The 19359-nt window shown below is 55.6% G+C and carries 12 protein-coding genes and 1 tRNA gene; 5 read left to right on the top strand and 8 right to left on the bottom strand.

Annotation, left to right across the window (positions count from 1 at the left end; translation table 11 throughout):
- Window positions 1-392 precede the first annotated feature (392 nt).
- Complete coding sequence (locus Pla100_RS13740) at window positions 393-2639, bottom strand: carboxy terminal-processing peptidase (protein ID WP_146578283.1); 2247 nt, start codon at window positions 2637-2639, stop codon at window positions 393-395.
- A gap of 292 nt (window positions 2640-2931) precedes the next feature.
- Between Pla100_RS13740 and Pla100_RS13745 the strand changes: the two genes are divergently transcribed.
- Entirely contained in the window at window positions 2932-4890 is a 1959-nt protein-coding gene (locus tag Pla100_RS13745; protein ID WP_197167928.1) for a BBP7 family outer membrane beta-barrel protein, read from the top strand.
- On the opposite strand, the gene hisG is transcribed toward Pla100_RS13745, so the two are convergent.
- The 3 genes from hisG to Pla100_RS13760 are packed head-to-tail and all read right to left on the bottom strand — an operon-like array spanning window position 4891 to window position 7157.
- A complete protein-coding gene (gene hisG / locus Pla100_RS13750) occupies window positions 4891-5751 on the bottom strand; it encodes an ATP phosphoribosyltransferase (protein ID WP_146578285.1) in 861 nt (286 codons plus the stop codon).
- A 40-nt stretch (window positions 5752-5791) separates the two neighbouring features.
- Window positions 5792-6253 (bottom strand): phosphoribosyl-ATP diphosphatase, encoded by a 462-nt coding sequence (hisE, locus tag Pla100_RS13755; RefSeq protein WP_146578286.1) that lies wholly within the window; start codon window positions 6251-6253, stop codon window positions 5792-5794.
- 10 nt (window positions 6254-6263) lie between these two features.
- The gene (locus Pla100_RS13760; protein WP_146578287.1) at window positions 6264-7157 is read right to left on the bottom strand and encodes an RDD family protein; all 894 of its coding nucleotides are present in this window, start codon (window positions 7155-7157) and stop codon (window positions 6264-6266) included.
- A gap of 151 nt (window positions 7158-7308) precedes the next feature.
- On the opposite strand from Pla100_RS13760, the gene Pla100_RS13765 reads away from it, so the two are divergent.
- Window positions 7309-7392: transfer RNA gene (locus Pla100_RS13765), tRNA-Leu, on the top strand.
- Between the two features lie 61 nt (window positions 7393-7453).
- Here Pla100_RS13765 and Pla100_RS13770 read toward each other — a convergent pair.
- Window positions 7454-7921, bottom strand: coding sequence for a bis(5'-nucleosyl)-tetraphosphatase (locus Pla100_RS13770; RefSeq protein WP_261344795.1), 468 nt, complete (start codon window positions 7919-7921; stop codon window positions 7454-7456).
- A gap of 69 nt (window positions 7922-7990) precedes the next feature.
- Here Pla100_RS13770 and Pla100_RS13775 point away from each other — a divergent pair, with 69 nt between their 5' ends.
- From Pla100_RS13775 to glnD, 3 genes are all read left to right on the top strand, one after another.
- Window positions 7991-8620 (top strand): cob(I)yrinic acid a,c-diamide adenosyltransferase, encoded by a 630-nt coding sequence (locus tag Pla100_RS13775; RefSeq protein ID WP_146578288.1) that lies wholly within the window; start codon window positions 7991-7993, stop codon window positions 8618-8620.
- A gap of 113 nt (window positions 8621-8733) precedes the next feature.
- A complete protein-coding gene (locus Pla100_RS13780; RefSeq protein ID WP_146578289.1) occupies window positions 8734-9072 on the top strand; it encodes a P-II family nitrogen regulator in 339 nt (112 codons plus the stop codon).
- 35 nt (window positions 9073-9107) lie between these two features.
- The gene (gene glnD, locus Pla100_RS13785) at window positions 9108-11777 is read left to right on the top strand and encodes a [protein-PII] uridylyltransferase (protein ID WP_146578290.1); all 2670 of its coding nucleotides are present in this window, start codon (window positions 9108-9110) and stop codon (window positions 11775-11777) included.
- Window positions 11778-12238: 461 nt separating this feature from the next.
- Here glnD and Pla100_RS13790 read toward each other — a convergent pair whose 3' ends face one another.
- From Pla100_RS13790 to Pla100_RS13800, 3 genes are read right to left on the bottom strand one after another with little or no spacing between them, the layout of a single operon-like run.
- A complete protein-coding gene (locus Pla100_RS13790; RefSeq protein ID WP_231603038.1) occupies window positions 12239-14269 on the bottom strand; it encodes a c-type cytochrome domain-containing protein in 2031 nt (676 codons plus the stop codon).
- Window positions 14270-14321: 52 nt separating this feature from the next.
- Window positions 14322-16880 (bottom strand): DUF1549 domain-containing protein, encoded by a 2559-nt coding sequence (locus Pla100_RS13795; RefSeq protein ID WP_146578291.1) that lies wholly within the window; start codon window positions 16878-16880, stop codon window positions 14322-14324.
- The gene (locus tag Pla100_RS13800) at window positions 16877-19357 is read right to left on the bottom strand and encodes a PPC domain-containing protein (protein WP_197167929.1); all 2481 of its coding nucleotides are present in this window, start codon (window positions 19355-19357) and stop codon (window positions 16877-16879) included. Before Pla100_RS13800 ends, Pla100_RS13795 begins: the two co-directional genes overlap by 4 nt.
- Window positions 19358-19359 lie beyond the last annotated feature (2 nt).

A 19359-nucleotide genomic window follows, 5' to 3' on the forward strand; every position in this document is an offset into this window, starting at 1 on the left:
CGGTTATCGCCGCATTTGGTGTGCTTTGAAGATTATCGATACACGCCCGACTCGCAAGCGATGGGATTCGCTGGTATCTGGAATTGTAAAACGCATCCCCTTGCTTGCGGGCTGTTGATTTAATTAGCCGTACCGCGTTAGCGGCGGTTACCTGGACGCCAACCGGGGCTAACGCCCATCGGCTAATTGTTGTCATTCGGTATGCGACTAAATCAACAGCTCGCTTGCGCGTCGGGCTTGTATGTTTGAGGCGTAGCCGCCTTGAAAGGCGCGTGATGGCCCCGCGTCGATGGACATATGCTGTGCGAAGAAATAACATCATCAAGAATATCCGTGCCGGGTAGGCGAGTGGAAAAGATTCACCCACCCGGCTGGCGCGTGCGATGGGATGGTCAGTTGGCACGTGCCAAGTTTTGTGCCCTCAATGCGTCGACGTATTGATGAGTGACGTTGAGCACCTCTTGGTTGTAGTAAGTGTCTTGGAACACCACTTCGGTCGCCAATTGTTGCTCGAGTTCCTCTTTCTCGTCTTCTTTTTGGGCATTCAGTTCGGCACGACGTTCCATGAACTTTGTTTCATTGATCGAGATCGTCGCCTGATCTTTTTGCTGAACGTAGAGTTCGATCCGTCGCATGAGATCCGCGAACTCTTCGTTCTCGGCAATGCGTTTCTGAGAACTAACACGCAGGTTGTTCACGACATCGGTCGGCACCATGCGGTACAGATTGTGCCTCGCCGGGTTCACTCGATCGTGTTCCAGCGCGTACTCCAGGTCGCCTTCGGCAACCGGCATCTTTGCGGTTAAACTGGGTAGCACGATGTCCGCCGGAACACCTTTGAGTTGAGTGCTCTCACCGTCGGGAAGATAGAATTGTTGTAGGGTGACCTTCAAGGCACCGTAGTTGGCACGTTTGATTCGGAACAGAGATTGGCCGATATCCATCAACGTTTGAACGGTTCCTTTGCCGTGAGTTTGAGGGTCGCCGACGACCAAGCCGCGACGATAATCCCTGATCGCACCGGCAAGAATCTCGCTCGCACTGGCGCTGAGTTTACTGGTCAAAACAACCAGAGGTCCGTCCCACACCGTACCGATTTGATCGTCGTCGTATTTTTGAACGCTTCCGTTGGCGTCCTTGACTTGGACTACCGGACCTTGATCGATGAACAATCCGGTGAGGCTGATCGCTTCGGTCAAGCTACCACCGCCGTTGCGGCTTAGGTCCAAAACCACACCGCCGACGTTTTGGCGTTTGAAGTCCTCGAGCAGTTTGGCGACATCGCGGGTGCTACTGCGGAAGTCGGTCTCGTTTCGCTTGGCCGATTCCATGTCCATGTAGAAACTCGGCAGATTGATGTAACCGAGTTTCATCGTGCCACTGCCCGGAAGCGTGTGCTCGATGACTTGGCCTCGAGCGGCGGAATCTTCCAACTCGACGCGGGCTCGGACGATTTCATAGATCTCGACGTTGCCTGAACCACCAGGTTTGACGCCCAGACGAACCACCGATCCGGCTTTGCCACGAATCAGTTTCACCACTTCCTTCAAAGGCATTTCGATGATATCGATCATCTCTCCCGAATCGCCTTGACCGACCGAAACGATGATGTCGTCGGGCTTGAGTTTGCCATGACCGTCGGCGGCACCACCGGGAATGATTTGCTTAACCTGGGTCATGCCGTCTTTTTCCCCCAGCGAGGCCCCGATGCCGTCGAGGTTCAATCGCATCGAGATCGAGAAATCCTCGAGTGTCGCTGGCGACATGTAAGTTGAGTGTGGGTCATAACTGCTTGTGACGGAAGTCAGAAACATTTCCAAAATGTCGTCGCTGCTGGTACCTTTCCAGCGTGCGGCGTAACGGTCGTAGCGACGCATCAATTGATCCCGAGCTTCCTGGCCGACGACCGGATCATCGGCGTCTTTCAGGTCGAGCAACGACAGCTTCAACTGCCGACGCCAGCGGTCGCGGGCTTCGTCGTCGTTCTTGGCATATTGAGCGGCTTCACGGTCAATGACGACGTCTTCGTCGATGTTGAAATCGAACTCGCCTTTGAGCAATTCTCGGATCGTTTCGACGCGTTGATCGACGCGGCGGGTGAACTGTTCGAAAATGTAATACGCGAGGTCCAAGTTGCCTGCTTTGACGTGATCATCCACGACTGCGGCGTAGCGTTGGAATTGATCAATGTCCGACTGCAGGAAATAAAGTTTCAACGGGTCGAATGCTTCCACGTAGAGTTGCAAAGCTCGCTGGCTTAGTTCGTCATTAAGATCTTTGCCCGAGACGTGTTCGCTGGGCATCAGCCGTGCGATCAGTCGCGACACCACACCGTCTTGTGGTGCGGGTTTGGGCAGCGCCACGGGGGCGGCTGCGTTGATCGGCGGGCGAGCTTGTTCACGGGAGGCCGATTGAGTCTCCAGCGGAACGGCTTGCGGCAATGTGGTTTCTTGGGCGTTCAGCGACGGAAGCGTTGTCCCCGTCCCCACGATGGCACCGGTGGTTGCGATGACGGCGAGGGTCGTCCGAGCGGACCGTGAGAGAAACGAGATCCATCGGCAGCTCGGAGGGGCCGCTTGAGATTGCGAGCGGTGAGCAGATGGACGACCGGGAACCACCAAGGCAGGGCGATGCAACATGAAAATTCTATCTGTGTGTTTTGGTCTGCCGTCAATTCGACCCTTCAAAGCCGTCAAACTGGCGGTTGGATGGAAATGGTCACGCCGATGGGTGAACCACACTATGGGATGGTAGGAAAGGACGGAAAGTCAGGCAACCGCGATTCCCATGGTTCTTTTGATACGCAGGGTAAGAAAACCGGTTCAGGTTGGTCCGATTGTTCCGAATTTACCGAATGTTGGTGGCCGGATGTGCCGATAACTCCGCTTGAAGCGATTCCTACGCAGGCAAGTAATGATTCAGGAAACTGGGATGAAAACTCGACCTCACTCGAACTCGAACCTCTCCGACCAGGCCCGATGGCGTGATGCCCGGCCTTGGATGGCAGCCTGCTTGGCGTTCGTAGCGACCCTCACGACGGCCGATTCGGCTGTTCAAGCGGGGCCTCCGTCGCCGGCCGATTCGATCGACTACGCCGCAAGCGGCTTTCAATTGCCGCCAGGTGTGAACCCGACGGCCTGGGCCACGGCGTCCGGCGTTAGTTCAGCGGGCGGCATGAATTTCGCCAGCCAACCAACGATCAGCGGCCCCATGATGGGCATGCCGATGATGGGCGGCCCCGCTCCCATGGGGAGCCCCGCCAGCATGATGGCGATGGGAATGCCCGGAATGGGACCCAACGGACCGATCATGGGACGCCCCGGAATGCAAGGGCCGATGTACCAAAACCAATCCGCAATGCAGCCGGGCGGTTCGATGCCGGGTGCCAGTTCGATCCCCACATCATTCCCTTCTGGGCCGATTCCCGGATATGGACCTGGGCAATCTCCGGTCGTTTCGACGGGACTGCAGGCTCCTTATGGACCGGCCGCTTACCAATCCGCGATGCAGGCTCCCTATGGCGTGATGCCGGTCGGTTTCCATCAGGGTGTTGGATGCGACGGCTCGTGCGGCGATCCCGCTTGTGGAGTCGAATACATGGAGTGTGCGTGCGATGGCGGAGCGTGTCCTCCGCGTCGTCGCTTTCGAGGTTTATTGTCGGCCTTCAAGGGCGATTGTCGTCAATGCCAAGGGGCAGGATGTGCGTCGTGTGCGGAACGAGCGTTGCAGAACGATTGCATCGGCTACGGCGGCGCACTGGGTGATATGGTTAGCGGTAAGTGCATGGATAGCGATTTCGGGATCCTGATGGGATCGATCGGCGGCGGCATGGCCGGGCTGGCCGAATGCTTGTCACCCTATACCGAAGCGGGACGGTGTGCGCAGCGATGGTATGATGTTTCGGCCGAGTACATGGGGCTGACATCGAACTTCAGCCAAGGAGGTCAGGTCTTCGCGACTCGCGGTGTGGGTGGTGATCCGGTCTTGCGTTTAAGTGACGTCGACAGTTCGGACCTGGCTTCAGGCGTGCGGCTATCGTTGGCCGTCATCATGGGCGTGGGCGGCAATCTGGAAGTCACGTATATGGGCGGTCACGAATGGAGTGACAGCGCACGGGCGATCGGAGATGTCAATCTCGCGGGCGAAGGCAACTTGTTTTCATACATTAGCGCATTCGGAATCACACCGGCCGGTGGCTACGACGATACCGATCGCTCACTCAGCCAATCGCTCAGTGCGGAATCTCGATTCCACAGCGGCGAACTCAACTATCGCCGACGCCTCGTTGGGCCGTATTGCAAGTTTCAAGGCTCATGGCTCGTCGGGATGCGATACCTTCGCTTCGACAACGATCTCGGATATTCGACTGTAGGTTCATTCAACGACGGTGCTGGCATTACCGGAACACTAGGCGGCGATCTTGGCAACGAACTTCGGTTCTTCAATTCATTAACCCAAACCAAGAACGATTACTTCGGTGCTCAGCTTGGTTGCGACTTCTGGTGGAATGTCGTCCCCGGCATTCAGTTTGGTGTTGAGATGAAAGGTGCGTGGATGCAGAACGACTGGGAACGCAACTACACCATCGCGGCCAACTCGGCCGGTCCTGGGGCAGTCGCGGGAACGGCGTCACGACGTGATAGTGACAACAAGGGTACCGTCATGGGCGACCTGCAAACGACGTTGCTCTATCGATTCTCCCACGAGTGGACCTTCCGGTCATCGTATCATCTGATGGCGATCGACGATGTGCTCGGCAACACGTTGCCACGCAACGCCATTGTCGGTGCGGTCGACGGAAACCCGCTCACGGACCCGGCTGCTGCTCCGGTGGTCTTCAACAGTGCCGTGTTGCAAGGCTTCACGGTCGGTTTGGAATACTTGTGGTAATCACAGCCGGCAATTGTTGAGCGTCATCTCAAAGATGGCCGTCGCCCCGACGGCTTTGAGTTGATCCATCACCTCGACGACATCCTTTCGCTTGACCATCACTTGAACACTGCACATGGCGGGGTCTTCGAGTGAATTGATGGTCGGCGAATTGAATCCCGGAGTGATCTTTTCAGCCGCTTCGAGTTGCGTGCGGGCGATGTTGTACTCCAACAACGAATAGTCTCGGGCGATCACCACGCCTTGCAAACGTTCGACCAATCGATCAGCGATCGCGGGCAAACGCGGTTGATGATTTTGAATCAGCACGGTTTCGTACTGGCCGATCTCTTCCAAGATTCGCAATCGGTTTGCGGCGAGCGTGCTGCCCGTCTCGACGAGGTCGACGATCGCGTCGGCAACCCCGAGTTGGATCATCGCTTCGACGCTACCGGCGAGCGACACCAGATGCGCGGCCGCGTCGCGTTTGGATAAGTATCGCCGCGTGACGTGAGGAAAACTGGTCGCGATCCGCTTGCCGTCGAGTTCGGCCGCGGACTGAATTGGTGCATCGTCGGGAACACAAAACGCTAGGCGGCACGCGCCGACGCCGAACTTCATCCGTTCCAAGACGCCGGCCCCGGCTTCTTCGACCAAGTCGCTGCCGGTGATGCCCATGTCGATCGCACCTTCGGCGCATAACGTCGGGATGTCATCGGTCCGCAAGTAGATTAAATCGATCGCCAGACCGCTGACGCGGGCGAACAGTCCTCGGTCTTGACGGCGAAACCGCAAACCCGCTTGGGTCAACAATTCGGTGGCCAATTCACTCAGTCGGCCTTTGCTGGGGATGCCCAACCTCAGGTGAGTTTCAGAAAGCAATTCGGTATCCCTTTATCAAGGCAAGGTTCAGCGAGTGGTTTCAATTCTTCCGAGCAGCCTTCTCGGCCAATCCGGAGACCCCTTCGCGACGTGCGAGTTCCGCAGCGACTTCGTCCAAGGTGATGCCGCGATAGGCCAACATGACTAACGTGTGATAGATCAAGTCACCGGCTTCATAGATGGCGTGTTGCCGCCCCTCTTCACCGTCCTCGCCGACCGCTTCGATTAGCTCTTCGGCTTCCTCGCGGATCTTGCCACCGATCTTCTCCGCACCGCCATCGAGCAATTTGGTTGTGTAGGAACCCGGCGGGCGGGTCGCCGCACGATGGGTCAACGTCGCCATTAAACGCGTCAAGGGTTCGAGTGGTGATTCGGGCAAAGATTCAGACGCGGGATCGGACACGGCAACGTCGAGGGAGATTTGGCTCGGTTGAAAACGCAAGATGTTAGTCCGCAGAGCATGTTTCGGCAACGGACCCGGCTTGTTGCGAAGCCTCTTCATGAAGGCATCGTTACAAAGGCATCGCCTTTCGCAACGGACTGTATCCGGCCAACGGCCCCAGATCGGCGGGCTCGGCCGAAGCGTCGACCAAAAACGTCCGATAATAAAGCGCCACCATCAATAAATCCGCGTCGACTTTGGGATCGAAGTTGAAACGATCGAGCAAGGGAATCGTGAGGTGACGGGCAATCTCGGCACGCCGGGCCGGAGTCAAATAGTGACGCCGCTCGACATAAATTGCGAGCGTCCGGGCCATGCTGCGCGAGACCGCGTAGTCGCCGGGAATGAACGTCGACAGCGGAGCCACCCTCGGGTCGTCGATTTTCGCCGTCGGCAATCGCCACGTCTTTTCATCAATGATGACCATCGTGCCCGCCGCGATGTCCCCCAATCGTTGCATCCGGCGGGTGCAGATCACGCATACCAAGCCGATCATCCCCGTCGGTATAAAAAACACCGGCGGGACGTCTTCGCCGAACGAACTCAGCGCCGCCAACGGTGCCAAGTCCGCAATTCTTAGCAGATTCCGGATCACCGCGCGACGCCCGGTGATCGGACATCCGTCGACATCGATGACCCGGATTCCGCAGCTCCACTTGCCGACCGTGCGGCCGTTGAAATACGTCTCCATCGCCGCGCCATAAAACCAACTGATCAGAAAATAGCTGACCAACCCGAATCCGATCGCGAACGCTCCGAGCGTGTCCCAATCGATCATTCCGACGACGAACATCAACGAAATCGCCAAAGCGAAAATGATCGAGTACCGCACCAAGACGTCGATCAAGTACGCCGGCAGACGTCGAAACGGACCGGCGAGTTGATACTCGAACGCAATGTTTTCGGGGGTGATCACACCGATCGTAGTATCCAGTGGCCCGGTCCCGGCGCGTTGTTCCGACATCGCATCCTCTTAAAATGGGTTCGACAAAACGATCCGCGTCACGGATCGAGCGCGCAGTTTAACCGATTCCCGCAAACCACTTGTGGCCGAAATATCGTTTGACTAGAATTCCCGCTTCGCGATCGGAAAAACGATTGCGACGAAATCAGCAGCCGAAGTGGCGGAATTGGCAGACGCGCCGGATTCAAAATCCGGTGAGGTAACACTCGTGTGGGTTCGAGTCCCACCTTCGGTATTGAGTTCAATCTCAACAAACGAATGAAGCACGCGGACGGTTCGTCCTCGTGCTTTTTTTGTTAAATGGGCGTCCGGTCATGCGCGTCATTCGGACGGTCTTTCAAGAACGCCTCCACTGAGGCGAGCAAGGGATCGATCGTTTGGATTTGGATTTGATGTGGCGGTTGCCATGGTGTCCATTGATATCCTTCATGCTCGGTGACCTCGATTTTGACTTCGTTAGGAATCCACGCCAAAAAATATCGAATCTTTTTTTGGAACACTTGTCCCGGCGATTTCTTGTAGGTTACTTCGTATTGGATATCAAACTGAAAGTCGGCTTCGAATCGGCAAGTTGATGCGGGGATCCCGGTTTCCTCTTCCATTTCGCGGTGAGCCGTTTCCAGGTAAGTTTCATTTCCGTCGCAATGTCCTTTGGGCAGATCCCAGCGGTCTTTGTGACGCATCAGTAGAAACTTCTGCGGTAATGTTTCCGTCATCAGCAACACACCCGCTGCTCGGACCGGATTCGTTCTTTCTTTCTTCAAGGCTTGATTCCTTCGGACAGTGAGGATGAACTCGAAACGCCGGGAGCCTTCAGCAACCCAATCGACCTCATGAAAATTTACACTCGTACCGGCGATAGCGGCACCACCGGATTGTTCGGTGGTCCTCGCGTGGCCAAAGATGATTCACGTATCGAAGCCTACGGAACCGTCGACGAACTCAACGCGGTTTTAGGCTGTGTTCGTGCCGCGATCGATGACACCAAGGTCGATGACACCGCGAGCGATGACAACGCGGGCGATGGTCAGATGCGAAATGGTGAAAAGGGCTCGCTGTCGGATTTGGATGCGAAGATCGTGCGGATTCAGCACGAACTGTTCTCGATCGGGGCGGAATTGGCGTCTCCGCATCCGGACGAGTTCAATTTACGCGTCATTGGCAAGCCCCACATTGATCGGCTTGAGGCATGGATCGACGAATCCGAAGGGCGACTGCCTCCGTTGAAGCAATTCATTCTGCCAGGTGGTTCGGCGGTCGCGTCGTATGTGCATTTGGCACGGGCCGTTTGTCGCCGGGCCGAGCGACGTGTGATCACACTCGCCGATGCGGTCGAGTCCGAAACACCGATCAGCGATGGCGTTATCGTGTATTTGAATCGCCTGAGCGATTGGTTGTTCGTCGTCTCTCGCGATGTCAACCGTTTGCTCGGCCGTCCGGACCAACCTTGGGAAAAGCCCTGAACCGCAATTGCCCATCTGGTGAGATGCGGTCGCAAGTGTAGAATAAAGCTTGTCGTAGAAATCCTGGTCCCTGTGTCCCCTCACTCTCGTTTTTCCTTCCGGAGCCGCACGCCGTGAAAAAAGTCGAAGCCATTGTTCGCCATTTTAAGCTCGAAGACGTGAAAAACGCGTTGACCGAGCAAGGGATTCACGGGATGACGGTCAGTGAAGTCCGTGGGTTCGGCCGTCAAAAAGGCCATACGGAAATCTACCGAGGGACCGAATACGCGATCGATTTTGTGCCGAAGGTCAAAATCGAAGTCGTTTGCACCAGCGAGAATCTGCAAACGGTCATCGACACGATCTTGCAAACCGCTCAAACCGGACAAATCGGTGACGGCAAGATCTTTGTAACCAATTTGGAAGATTCCGTCCGCATCCGAACCGGCGAACGGGGCGAAGAGGCTCTGTAGCCAGACGTCTCTGTCGATTTCCCATTAGCATTCCCTTGGCACGCACGAATTCGCTGGCATCGTCGGCGCTGCGTTATCGCGATCAGCTCAGCGAGGGGCGATCGCGGATCGAAGCCCGCTTTCGAGGCGGTCTGCCAAGTGTCCAGACCGCCAATGCACTGACGGATCTCTACGATCAAGTCGTGACGGATGTGTTTGCGAATTCGATCGCCCAGGCGATCGCCAACGGTGTCAAGCCGACTCATGCGGGACGACTCGCTCTGGTCGCTCACAGTGGCTACGGTCGCCGTGACTTGTCGCCCTTTAGCGATGCCGATTTGATGCTGCTGACGCCGCGCGTCGTCGCCTCGGGCGCCGCTCCGGTTGCCGGGACGTTGGTTCGCGATTTAACCGATGCGAACATGGACGTCGGCTTTTCCGTCCGCACGCCTCCCGAAGCCTGCGCGCTCGCGTGGACGGACCCGAAGATCTACACATCGCTGACCGAATCGCGGTTCTTAGCGGGCGATGAGTCCACGTTCGAGCGTTTTCAGGAAGCGTTTCGAACCGGTGCCAAACGGCGTTGGAAATCGCTCAATCGGAAGGCCATTCAAGTACGTCGCGAGGAGCGTCGCAAATGGGGCGAGACGATCTACCTGCTTCGCCCCAACGTCAAGCGATCTCGTGGCGGTCTTCGTGACATTCAATTGGTCCGCTGGTTGGGGTATGCCACCCACGGAACGACCGATTTATCTCGACTTCACAGCCTCGGGGCTCTTTCCAACGAAGACCTTGAAACGCTCCGTCGCGCTCACGCGTTCATGTTGCGATTGCGGCACGAACTGCACTTCCGCACCGGTCGAGCCCAAGACGTCCTCGACCGCCCGACCCAAATGGAAATCGCAAAAGCTTGGGGGTATCACGGAAAAATCGGCGTGTTGCCCGTCGAAGCGTTCATGCAGGACTATTTTGAGCACACGCGTGGCGTACGCTATGTGTCGGCGTTCTTTGACGATGAACACCGGGCAAGGTCCAAGATGGCGATGCTCGCCGAACGCGTTTTGTCACGCCGTATCGATGACGCGATCCGGATGGGACCGACTCACATTTGGGTCAACGGATCCAAACTTGAACAGTTTGCGAGCAACCTGCCGGACGTGTTGCGTTTAATGCAGGTCGCCAATGAGCACCGTCGGCGGATCGCTCACCCGACGTGGCAAGCGATCCGCGAAGCGATGTCCGAACGCCGCGTGAAGTCGCTCGATCCTCGTAGCGTTAATGCCTTCCTTGCGCTGTTGAGCCGTCCAGGAAGATTGGCATCGCTGCTTCGTCGGTTGCATGAACTGAGAATCATTGAGCAATTGATTCCCGCGATGCGACGGTGTCGTGGACTGTTGCAATTCAACGCCTACCACAAATACACCGTTGATGCGCATTGCATCCGTGCGGTCGAAGCGGCGACCGAACTCGAAGACGAAGACAGTGCGATGGGGCGCCGTTACCGTCGAATGAAAGACAAGACTCTGCTCCATTTGGCTCTCTTGATTCATGATCTTGGAAAAGGATACGAAGAGGATCATTCCGAAGTCGGTCGACGGATCGCCGGTGAGGTCGCCGATGCTTTCGAGTTCGATCCTTCGCAGAAAGAAACGTTGCAGTGGCTCATTCACAAACATCTGCTCATCAATGAAGTCGCCTTTCGGCATGATCTCAATGACAACGACGTCGTTCATGATTTTGCGGCCGAGGTCGGTTCGGTAGGGCGTTTGGAATTACTACTCGTTCACACCGTGGCCGACTTGATTGCTGTCGGTCCTGATGTGTTGACGGACTGGAAGATGAAGTTGATCGAAGACCTCTATCTGCGGACGCGAAGGTTCTTTGATACCGGAAACCTGCCTGGCGAAAACGATCCTGAACTCGATCAACATCGTCAAGAAATCGTATCACTGATTCGAAAGAAAGGCGGGAACGACTCGGTCACCGAATTGGTTGATGAGTTGCCGCTGTCATTGTTGCGTCACCGCGGCAGCGATGAGATCGCCATTGAACTATGTGAAGTCGGTCGCTGGCTCGAGAACGAGCAGGGGTGCTACTGCGCGGGAACCGTCGAACCGGAAGGCGAAGCGATCCGCTACAACGTGGTCGTTCGGCAAGGCGAAAAGCGGATCGGAACCTTCGCAAGAATTACCGGCGCGTTGTATGCCTGCGGATTGACTATCTTTAGAGCTAATATCGAAACGGTCGGCGAAGACCTCCTGTGGGACGCATTCTGGGTCAGCGATCCGGATTTTGTCGATCGGCCGCCTGCCGATCGAATCGAGAAAGTCTGTACGGTTATCCGCAAAGCGATCAACGACCCCGATGCCCCTTTGCCTGTTCCGCGACGCGTTTGGAAGACCAAGGGCAATTGCGAACCCGCCAGCGTGAATCTCTTACCAACCAAAATCATCTTTGATAACGACACGTTTGATCATCAGACGATTCTGTCGCTGTTCACCTATGATTGTCCTGGGCTGTTGTCCGAAGTCGCTTCGGTTCTGTTTCAGCATGGCGTGTCGATCCAGTTCGCAAAAATCGACACGCACTTGGATCAAATTGCGGACGTCTTTTATATCGTCGATTCGAACAACGAACCGATTCTATCGAACGAGTACCAACACGAGCTTCGTGAGGCACTATTGGCCGTTATTCAAAAGAACACGGAACGACGACTGGGAACGTGACCAGTTGCTCGATTCGATCAGCGAAGGGTAACCGGAAGTCCATCCAGCCTTTCGGACTAGTGCTTCGACAATATTTAATTTTAGGGTGAGCTGAACGCGCTAGCGGGCTGTTGATTTAGTTTGGATCGTAACCCGAAGCGTGAGCGAGGGATGCATACGAAGGACTTAATGGCGATGAATCCCTCGCTCACGCTTCGGGTTACGATTAAATCAACACGCCGCTAGCGTCGGGCGTCGAGCAATGCCCGCGGCTAGCGGGCTGTTGATTTAGTCCTCATCGAAACCCGAAGCGTGAGCGAGGGGTGCATACGAAGGACTTAATGGTGATGAATCCCTCGCTAACGCTTCGGGTTACGATTAAATCAACACGCCGCTAGCGCCGTCGGCTCACTTCACTAACCCTAATTTTAAACTTTGACGAAGCACTAGGTAAACGGGCGGTCTTTGGCCCTGAAACTCTCCTAGGAATTGACTGCGGAGACCAATTCTTGTTTCTTGCGTTCCTGTTCACTTAACTGTCCGGCGACTGCATCGTGGGCTGCTTTAGCGGCTTGGAAGGCTTTGTCTGCGGCATCAACTTTCAGTTTGAGATCGTTCACGCTCGCCTCGGCCGTTTTCACCTTATTTTGCAAGTCGACCACCTGCTTCTGGAATTCGGCTACCTGTTTCGCGGACTCCGTAATCGCCCTTCGCGACTGAGCCAACGTGGTCAAAGTCCCTGCCAGTTTCGTTTCGGCAGCGGCAATCGATTCGGACTTTGCCGGGTCGGTTGCATCACCTAGGGCAAGTCGAGCGGCGATGATGGCGTCGTGCTGATCACGTGATTCGGTGACCAACTTGGGGATCGAATCTTGTTTTTGTTTCGATGCAGCGACGGTGTCGGTGACCTTTTGCTGTGTCGCGGTGACTTCGCCTCGATACTGGTTCAATTGGGTTTCCGCATCAGCGGATGCTTTTTTGGCTGCATCGAGATTCGCTTGAGCCTCGGCTTGTTTTTGGATCAATGGCGCGAGCTGTTCACGGATGCCCGCGAGAGTCTGTTCGACATGCTTGAGTCGTTCCTGCGCGGGCGGCGGATTGGCCGCGATCGCCATGGCTTTGGACGGATCGGCCACCGGTGTCAAGTTGACCTCTCCACTCCAATCGCCGTAGACGACGTGTTGAGAATCGTGGGAGATCGCGGCTTCCAACGCGGCCTCTTTCATCGGCGGGAACTCTTTGATTTGAGTTCCGTTTGCATCAAACAAACGAACCTTACGGTCGCTCGTCGCGGTGACTAATTGTCCTTTGTGATCAAAACGGACTGACATGACGGCGCCGCCATTGACACTAATTGACTTGATCGCTTTGCCCGAAACCATATCCCACAGTTTGACGGTACCGTCGCTACTCGCACTGGCCAAAACGTTCGAGTCATCTCGCCATGAAACGGAATTCACCGCACCCTTGTGATCGGTCAAGTCCAAATACAATCGGCCGGTATCGGCCTCCCAAACACACAAGCCGCCGCTACGATCCGACGACGCCACGAGCACACCGTCTGGGCTGAAGGCAACGCCATAAATCCAATCGGTATGTTTCTTCAGATCAAACAGCAGCGTGCCATCGGTTGCATCAAAGATTCTCAGCATCTTTTGCGGCCCACCGAGTGCGATGCGGCTCATCGTATCATTGCAATCGGCGTCGAAAACGGTGTCCAGCTCATCTCCCACGGACGCCATTCTTTCGCCGGTCTCGATGTTGTAGACCGCTGCAATTCCGTGAACGCTATGTTCACCACCGCCGGCAACGAGGTAACGCCCGTCCTTGCTAAATCGCAGCGATTGCGGAATGCCTTCGTCGAATGGAAGGATCCCTAATAGTTCACCGGTTTCGGTGTGATAGAGGACGATCTGCTTTTGGCCGGCCACCGCGACGAGTGGGGCCCATGGGCTCGTGCCGATCGCTGTAATTGCGGCGGCTCGGGGAGTGACCACGGGTACCGATTGCGGCAACGACTTGGGCATCGGCGGCGGCCCTTCGGGTTTGCCGGTCGAAGGCGTTGCCATTGCCAAGGCGTTCTTCTTCTTTTCTTTGGCTTTTGATCCGGAGTTTTCTAAGATGCCACCTTCGATCCAAGCTCGAAGCACTTCCAGTTGTTTCGCGGGGATCTTAGGTTGGTTCGGCGGCATGACCGGGGTGTCGTCGTGGTTGACGAGTTGCCATAGGCGGCTCGCGTCGGCATCGCCGTCGTCGTAAACAACCTCGCCGCTACCGCCGCCTTCCATCAATACTCCGTAGGAGTCCAATGCGAGACCGCCGCGTTTATCACCTTGATTGTGGCAGGTCAGGCAGTGTTCGCGGAAGATCGGTTTGACATGGTCTTCGTACGTGATCTTGACGGCTGCCTCAGGCGATTTTTCGGCTTCCGCCCAAGCGGGTGTGAGCGTCGTCAAAACGCCGGCAGCTAGCAGTACGTGTCGGATCGCGTTGCCATGGATGCGAATTTTCATCGTCCGATTCATTGTAAAGTACATCGTGGGAAGGATTGACATTGAAAGTCGATCAATGATTGAAAACAAACTCGCGACCATTGAGCACCGCCCATAAAAGGTCCTCAAGAACCTCTTGTGGCTTCGCACCCTCGACGGCGAGCATTCCCTCGGCCGCCTCGCGTTCACTGGCGTCCGGGCTGCGGGCGAGGCATCGCACGTAAATACGATCGATGGCTTGGCCTGGCGCTAACTTTTCTTCTTCAAGCCATTTTTTGATAACCCGGCTGCTGACGATCTTATTGTGCACGGTCTCGCCGTTGAGCAGATGCAATGCTTGAGACAACGAAGGTTCCGTAGAGGCTTCGCAGTCGCACACGGTCACGCGAGGCGACCGCCCGAATGTGTCGAGGAAGTAATTCGAAACGGATCCATCACCGATCTGGACCGCGCGGCTTCCCAGCGGCAAACCACTGAACTTGTCCGGCGACTCGGTGACTTGGCAGATACAATCGAGAAGACTTTCCGCCGGAATCCGCCGGATCACGGCGTGGGCAAAGTTGCGAGTATCGTGCGCATTGGATTCGTTCGTTTGGCTGCTACGCGAGTACGCACGACTGGTGCAGATATCACGAACCAGTTTCCGGAAGTCGTAGTTGTACTCGACCAATTTGTCGCCGAGCATGTTCAACAATTCCGGGTTGGACGGCGGGTTGCTGACCCGGAAATCATCGACTTGATCGACGATCCCCATGCCCATGTAGTGCGCCCAAACTCGGTTCGCAACGCTGGTTGCGAAATAAGGGTTCTCGGGCGATACGAGCCACTTCGCCAACACTTCGCGACGATCTTTTCCGCTGGTATCGGGTACTTCGCCGCCAAGAAACTTCGGCGCGACGTTTTGGTTCGTCACCGGATGCTTTGTTTCGCCGGAGGCGCGGTTGTAGACGATTCGTTCGCGATAGTCTTCGGCTTGCTTGCGTCCGATTTGGGCAAAGAACGCGGTAAACCCGTAGTAATCATCCATCGTCCATCGGTCAAACGGATGGTTGTGGCATTGGGCGCACTGCGTCCGAATTCCCATGAAGAGTTGCGCGACATTCTCGGATGTCTTGAGCGTCTCTTGTTCGATCTCATAGAAGTTCGTTTGCGGTTGCGTGAACGTACCGCCGGTGCTGGTCAACAGTTCCTCGACCATTTCACTGATCGGAACGTTGCGTGCGAATTGGTCGGTCAACCATCCCGAGTACAATAGTGCTGACTTTTTGAAGACTTGGTTGGTCGTTTTGATCATCAACAGTTGAGCGAACTTCATCGCCCAGATCTCGCTGAACTCTTTTCGTTCGAGCAGTTGATCGATCAGCGCGGCACGTTTGTCAGCGGCCGGATCATTCACAAACCGATTGACCTCTTCTTCGGTCGGTAGCAAACCAGTGATATCGACCGTCGCTCGACGAACGAACTCATGATCGGTGCATGGACCACTGGGCAGAATCCGCAATTGCTGCAGCTTTTTATCAACCAGTTCGTCGACGTAGTTGCTCGGCTCGGATGCCGGTGGCGTGTATTGCAAACCGGCAGGCAACGTGAGGACCTGACTGCCCACGGTGTGGGTGTCGAAGCGAGCCATCACAAAGGCTTCGCCGCGTTGGCCCGCCACCACCAATCCGTCTTGATTGATTTCGGCAACGGATGCATTGTTGGTGGAAAAGGCAGCCAACCGACTCAGATCTCGAGTGGTCCCATCGGCATAAGTCGCTACGGCGACCATCTGTTGTGTCGCCGCTTCTCCTTCGAGCACCGCTTGAGGCGGGAAAATTTCGACGGAGGTCACGGCGGGCGGTTGCTGGTCAGCAGGGTCGTTCTTGGCTCCGGCTTGAAGCCAAGTCAATAGCGTTTGGTAGTAATCGCTATCAACTTCAAAGAGTTTGCCGCCGGTGTGGGGAACCGAACCAACCGCTTTTTTGAGGAACAAGCTTTCCGACGGGACTGCCAAATTAATTCGTCGCACACCGATTTCGCGGGTGATTCGAGTGTAGTCTCCTTGCGGATCGAACCCGAATAGACTCATTCGGAATCCGTCTTTACCCTGAGCTGCCCCGTGGCAGGAACCGGTATTGCAACCCGAGCGTGTGAGGACGGGCATCACGTCTTTGACAAAGCTGATCGGTGGATGAACCGTCGCTTGGGCGACCGTGACGTCGACCTTGACGGTCGCATTGCGGAAACGAGCGGTCAAGGACGTCTTGCCGTCAGCGATCGGCAGCAACTTATTACCGTCGATCTTGGCCAATTTTTCGTCATCAATATTCCAACGGACTTCGTTGGTCACGTCGACCGTCACTCCGTCTTCACGACGCAAAACCGCGATGAAGGTTTGGAAGTCGGCACCCGAGTTGAGCGAGATCGACTTGGGGTAAACATCAAACTGCACCGGAGCTTGTGGCTCGGACTTGGTGACGTTCGCGTTCGGAGCGGCGGCCTGTGCCGAATGGACGACCAGTGCGCAGACGACGGTTGCTAGTAAAAAGAAACAAACAATCGCACGATGTGAGCGGCTTTCCGAGGTTTCAAAGTCCAAACAAGACGTGCCGGCGGCAAGTCCAGATCGGTTCCGTGATACAAGGGTCATGGTGCTTCCTTTTGTTGACGAAGCTGTTCGAGACGGCTCAGTGGTTTGGGGGCGGCTTTCGTTTCGGGTTTCGGTTCAACCTTCTTCGGTTCCGCTGTGACTTCTTTTTTGGGTAGTGGTTTGTCGATGCGAATCTCTCCCGTGCCGTCGGTCTGCAAGAACGTTTCGCCGTCTCTCGTGATTCGAGTTTGGACGACCATCGTCTTGTGAGTGCCTGTCTTGGCATCGGCGGCGATCACTAACGGGAACGTGACGGCGGTATCGCCGAGTGTTACCTTCTTGGTCGCTTCCGGGCACGTCACGCCGTTGGGAATGCCGACTAATTCGACTTCGATTTCGCCTGTGATATCGCGAAGCTTTTCCATGCCGATTACCAGTTGCAATTCTTGCCCCGTTTCGGCGGCCGAACGCGGGAACGAGAAATTGAATACCGGTTCTTCGACATCCAACATGATCGGCTGAGTCGAGAACGTCGCGGTGCTGCGATTGGTTCCGTAGCTAACCTGCATGATAATTGGCCATTGGCCCGTGGCTGCACTTCCGTTTGCCGTCATCGGGATCGTAACTTCGTTTTGACCTTTGTCGATCTTGCGACTGTTGTTGACCGCGATCCCTGGAGGATTGTACAGCGTCTTAAAATACACTGGATTATCGAACCCTTCGTCACGCTTGATCCGAACGAGCAACTCTTTGCTGCCGCGACGTAGGATCGGGGTTTTCGGCTGGACGAGTTCAACTTCGAACGGCATTTTCTCGCAGACCGCTGCGGCAGCTCGGTCGGTGTAGTGATCTCGCATCGCACGTTGATTTTGTCCCAGTAAAATTTTGTGATACTGGAGCAGTTCTCCGTTAACGGCTTGATCACCAAGTTTGCCAACGCCAACGATGTCGAACAAGCTTGCTCCGTATTTCGCGTCCGCCGTCGCCGTCAAAACGACCGGGATTTCCACTCGTCCGCTGGGAATCGGATAGGTCGTCGCGGTAACGCCAGGGGGCAAGGCATCGAGTGTCAATTGAATTTCTTCATTGAAACCATCCCGCGATGCCGTCACTACCATCGCACTTTGGCCACCGACCGGGATGGGCATCACGACCGCTTCGTCACGACGGAGTTCTTGTAGAGCGAGCGAGAAACTGGGTTTCTGCCGCGTGACCTCGATCGCGTAGTTGTGCAATGGACTGCCTTCTCGCAAATGGTCATACACACGGATCGTGTGCGTGCCATCGACGGCGGCGGAGAACGTGAAGTAACAATCTAGCTTCCCGCCCATGTCGTCCCCGCTCTTGATCGTCTTTCCATCGGGTCCAAAAACGTTCACGACACCATCAAGCGGCGAACGGAGCGTTTCGCGTGCGAATAGCTGAATTCGAAACGATTCCCCTTTCTTGCAGTCAAAGCCAAAGCAATCGTAGTCGTTCGGTTCACGCAATACGCCGCAAAGCAAAGCTGGAACGCTGCACTTGGGAGGTTCGCGGTAATTGTCGTTGGGTTCGACTTCGTTGACGATCGGAAGGTTGCCGACGCGAATGTAATTGGGCGTTGGCGAAACACCGGAGGCGTTCGCTGTGACCACGGGCCAAGGTTGTGTTCGCTCTGCATTACTCGAGTTGGGATCGATCAAGTCCGTTGGTAGTTGCAAGGTTGCTTCACTAACGGTTCCGTCGATATCAATGACTGATGCTTTGAAAACATCTCCTTGGACACCCCCGGAAGGGATGATCGTCGTCGGCCTCGGGAACGAACCGACATGCAATCGGTAGCGACAGTGGTCTCGGTTACCACCGAAAGAGCTATCACGGACAAGGACGATGTACTTTCCGTCTTCCTGTGGCGTGAAGGAACACACCCCGTCTTGTTGGAACAGTGTTGAATCATCACTGACGGCAACTTCGAACCGCTTGTCATTCAGGATCGCGATGAACGGGTCGAGCGTGTCGCGGTTTTGTAAATCGGAACGATGTCGAGTGCCTTCGATTTCCACCGTCAGCTTTTGGCCTGCCTTCAAATCAACCTGAAAATAATCAACATCTTCCCGATCGATGTTGCCTTCGATGGTGTGGTCCATCTTGACTAATTGTGGGGCGGCGAAATCGTTGTTCGGCTCAACTTCGTCGATAATAGGCATCGTGCCAACGCTCAGAAAACGCAGGTTGGCCACGCCGCTATCAGTCACCAAACGGTAAGGATATTGCCCTGGATCTAAATCTGCGGGAGTCTTCACCTTGATCTCGACCGACTTCTCATCGATCGCCTTGACCTCCAACACCTCGACGCCGGGAACATCGAACAGAATTTCACGGGCGTCGCCGAGCTGCTCACCGACCAGTTTAATCGTCGCTTCGCCACCGCGAGTCACGCCGAGCGGTTGGTGATAGACCACCTTCGGAAAGGCCGCCTGAGCATCGCCAACGGAAAAGCAAACCGAAACGAAAATTACCGAGAAACCGAGAAGGCGTTGGATTCGTTGGGACTTCACTG

Source organism: Neorhodopirellula pilleata (genome assembly GCF_007859915.1).
In the GTDB taxonomy this organism is placed as follows: domain Bacteria; phylum Planctomycetota; class Planctomycetia; order Pirellulales; family Pirellulaceae; genus Rhodopirellula; species Rhodopirellula pilleata.

Coding starts and splice junctions, on each gene's coding strand:
- Pla100_RS13775 (WP_146578288.1), top strand. CDS start 7,991: ATGAAAATTTACACTCGTACCGGCGATAGCGGCACCACCGGATTGTTC.
- Pla100_RS13745 (WP_197167928.1), top strand. CDS start 2,932: ATGAAAACTCGACCTCACTCGAACTCGAACCTCTCCGACCAGGCCCGA.
- Pla100_RS13740 (WP_146578283.1), bottom strand. CDS start 2,639: ATGTTGCATCGCCCTGCCTTGGTGGTTCCCGGTCGTCCATCTGCTCAC.
- Pla100_RS13760 (WP_146578287.1), bottom strand. CDS start 7,157: ATGTCGGAACAACGCGCCGGGACCGGGCCACTGGATACTACGATCGGT.
- Pla100_RS13795 (WP_146578291.1), bottom strand. CDS start 16,880: ATGACCCTTGTATCACGGAACCGATCTGGACTTGCCGCCGGCACGTCT.
- hisE (WP_146578286.1), bottom strand. CDS start 6,253: ATGAAGAGGCTTCGCAACAAGCCGGGTCCGTTGCCGAAACATGCTCTG.
- Pla100_RS13790 (WP_231603038.1), bottom strand. CDS start 14,269: ATGAAAATTCGCATCCATGGCAACGCGATCCGACACGTACTGCTAGCT.